Below are 1,166 nucleotides of genomic sequence, written 5' to 3' on the forward strand. Positions count from 1 at the left end.
TTCTCGTAGTTGAGGTCCGGCTGGTGCGAGAAGAAGCGATGCCAGTAGTACTGCTTGCGTACCGGGTCGTACGTCCAGTTGGAGACCTCGGTGTCGACGAAGATGATCCGGGCGTCCTGGTACTGCTTGTCGTCGTCGGCCCAGACGTAGTAGTCCCCGTACGGACCGTCCGGGTCGCGCCTCGACTCCTGGAACCACGGGTGCTGGTCGCTGGTGTGGTTCATGACGAAGTCGATGATCACGCGCATGCCTCGCTGGTGGGCGGCGTCGACGAACTCCACGAAGTCGGCGAGGTCACCGAACTCCGGGAGCACGGCGGTGTAGTCGGAGACGTCGTAACCGCCGTCCCGCAAGGGGGACTTGAAGAACGGCGGCAGCCACAGGCAGTCCACGCCGAGCCACTGGAGGTAGTCCAGCTTGGCGGTGAGGCCCTTGAGGTCGCCGACACCGTCGCCGTTGCTGTCCTGGAAGGAGCGGACCAGGACCTCGTAGAAGACGGCGCGCTTGAACCAATCCGGATGGCGGTCCTTGGCGGGAGTGTCCTCGAAGGTGTCCGGGACGGGCTCGTTGACGATCATATGGCGGGTGACCCTCCGATCTGCGGGTTGGACGGTCGCAGGACGGTGAAGACATGCGCGGGCCTGTGGCCCGGTTCGAGGCGCACATAGTTGGCCCTGCCCCAGTAGTAGGTCTCGCCGGTGAGCTCGTCGCGCACCGGCACGGACTCGTGCCAGTCCAGGCCGAGTTGCGGCATGTCCAACGAGACCGTCGCCTCCTGGGTGTCGTGGGGGTCGAGGTTGGCGACCACCAGAACCGTGTTCGATCCGCTCCGCTTCGAGTACGCGATCACCGCGTCCTTGTCGACGTGATGGAAGTGCAGGTTCCGCAGCTGCCGCAGGGCCGGGCTGTGCCTGCGGATCGCGTTGAGCTTGCCGATCAGCGGTGCGATGGTGCGGCCCTCGCGTGCGGCGGCTTCCCAGTCGCGGGGCCTGAGCTGGTACTTCTCCGAGTCGAGGTACTCCTCGCTGCCCTGCGTGAGCGGGGTGTTCTCGCACAGTTCGTAGCCGGAGTAGATGCCCCAGGCGGGGGAGAGGGTGGCGGCCAGCACGGCACGGACCTCGAACGCGGGCCGCCCGCCGTGCTGGAGGTAGGCGTGCAGGATGTCG

General features: G+C 66.3%; 1 protein-coding gene and 1 pseudogene. Both read right to left on the minus strand.

All coding sequences use genetic code 11. The features are described 5' to 3' along the window. The coding region (locus GT045_RS08790) for an alpha-amylase family glycosyl hydrolase (protein ID WP_237538471.1) at window positions 1–578 on the minus strand (578 nt) is incomplete at its 3' end. Continuing rightward, window positions 575–1,166 (minus strand): annotated as a pseudogene (locus tag GT045_RS08795) (alpha-1,4-glucan--maltose-1-phosphate maltosyltransferase); the annotation flags it as partial. The pseudogene GT045_RS08795 and the gene GT045_RS08790, both read right to left, overlap by 4 nt.

Source organism: Streptomyces sp. SID486 (assembly GCF_009865385.1).
GTDB lineage: Bacteria > Actinomycetota > Actinomycetes > Streptomycetales > Streptomycetaceae > Streptomyces.